The sequence below is a fragment of the Virgibacillus sp. W0430 genome, from assembly GCF_051846935.1.
Lineage (GTDB): Bacteria > Bacillota > Bacilli > Bacillales > Amphibacillaceae > JBPYCR01.
Genome location: NZ_JBPYCS010000056.1, coordinates 1 through 1,875, shown reverse-complemented (window position 1 = coordinate 1,875; position 1,875 = coordinate 1). Strand labels below are relative to the sequence as shown.

The following is a 1,875-nucleotide window of genomic DNA, read 5'->3' as shown; positions in this document are numbered from 1 at the left end:
TGAATGGATAGAAGGATTAACTGCATCAGAATTACAACAGCGAGAAGAAGAAACGGTAAATCAAAAGTTAAGCGACATGGAGAAATTGAAACAAGACAATGACATGCTTGCTATGGCTGTCTTAGAACTATCACAAACAATATTGAATGGAGGCAAGTAAATGTTGGCTATGTTATTTGCAACTTATATTATTCGAGGAAAATGGGCTTATGCAGATGTGCCGGATACTCTAAAAGAAGATGTAGATAAAATTTTAATTGCTGATGATAGAGAGGATTTAATAAACGCTGAATAAGCGTTATTTTTTATGTCAAAAAAAGGGGCACGTAGCCCCAACCATCAATTAAAGGGGGCCATGATGGCTAAATATAATTATATACGATTTGTCGAATTTTGCTAGGTACTAAAGGAGGGTGTAATTTGTAGGGTTTTAATTTAAATAATAATAGGAGGGTTTAATATTTTGGAAAATATAATTAAGATTATAGTTGGACTATTCGGGGCGACTGCCTCATTTTTATTTGGGGGTTGGTCGCTATTGTTGCAGGTGCTCGTATTATTCATTGCGGTAGATTATGCACTAGGGGTTCTAGTTGCAGCGTCATACGGAAAATTAAACAGTAAGATTGGCTTTCGAGGTATTGCTAAAAAAGTGATTATATTTGCACTAGTTGCTGTAGCTTACTCAATAGACACGATTATGGGAGATGGCACATTCATAAGGGATGCGGTCATCTTTTTTTATCTAGCGAATGAACTATTAAGTATTTTAGAAACAGTTGGCAAGACAAATTTACCAGTTCCGGATGTTTTAAAAAGAACGGTTGAAACATTAAACCAAAAAGGAGAGGGTAAGAATGGTTAAAATAACAAAAGAATTTATCCCAAAGTCTCAAAAAAAACAACGTCCCGGATACACTATGATTCCGAAATATATCACAGTTCATAATACAGCTAATACTTCTAAAGGTGCAAATGCTGAGATGCACTCACGTTACTTATTAAATGGCGCAAGTGGTCGCTCAGTCGGTTGGCATTATACAGTGGACGATCAAGGTATTTATCAGCATTTACCAACAAATGAAAACGGTTGGCATGCAGGCGATGGTTCAAATGGTAAAGGTAACCGCCAATCAATCGGAATTGAAATATGCGAGAACAAAGATGGATACTTTGAAAAAGCTATAAAAAATGCACAAGCGTTGATTAAACAGTTAATGCAAGAACATAATATACCATTATCAAATGTAGTTACTCACAAACATTGGTCTGGTAAAAATTGTCCGCGATTATTATTGCATCGATGGAATGATTTTATAATAGGGATTGGAAGCACTAAAACATTCACGCCACCTAAAAAACAAACAGCATCGAAAACAGTTAACAAGCCAAAAGCAAATTTAAAAGTGGATGGTAAACTCGGTAAATTAACTATCTCGGCTTTACAACGCTACTTTGGTACAATTGTTGACGGTGTGATTAGTAAACCGAGTTTAGTTATTAAAGCATTACAACGCTGGTTAGGTGTAAAAGTCGATGGATATTTAGGTCCAATTACCATTAGTGCATTACAGCGTAGATTAGGTACCCCAATCGATGGTATTATAAGTGAGCCTGTTTCATTGGTCATTAAAGAGTTGCAGCGACGATTGAATCGTGGAAGGTTATAAAAATAAAAAGGAGCCCTATCTTGGGCTCTTTACAAGGTTGGTGGACCATAGGGAAATGGTCTTTATTATTATTTATGTTTGGTAAAATTTTATGTATGGTTTGGTTAGGTTTAAGAATACAATTATAAAAAAATAGAAAAAATCTTTAAAAGTGTTATGAAGTTATTTACATAAAAAAAAAAATTATACTATTTAAGAAAAATAT

General features: G+C 34.6%; 3 protein-coding genes. All 3 read left to right on the top strand.

All coding sequences use genetic code 11. The features are described from left to right. Window positions 1–160 precede the first annotated feature (160 nt). On the top strand, window positions 161–295 hold the full coding sequence (locus ACLIBH_RS14285; protein ID WP_439317388.1) for a CD1375 family protein: 135 nt from the start codon (window positions 161–163) through the stop codon (window positions 293–295). Between the two features lie 168 nt (window positions 296–463). Further along, on the top strand, window positions 464–865 hold the full coding sequence (locus ACLIBH_RS14280) for a phage holin family protein (RefSeq protein ID WP_439317387.1): 402 nt from the start codon (window positions 464–466) through the stop codon (window positions 863–865). Continuing rightward, a complete protein-coding gene (locus ACLIBH_RS14275) occupies window positions 858–1,670 on the top strand; it encodes a peptidoglycan recognition protein family protein (protein ID WP_439317386.1) in 813 nt (270 codons plus the stop codon). Before ACLIBH_RS14280 ends, ACLIBH_RS14275 begins: the two co-directional genes overlap by 8 nt. The last annotated feature ends 205 nt before the right edge of the window (window positions 1,671–1,875 follow it).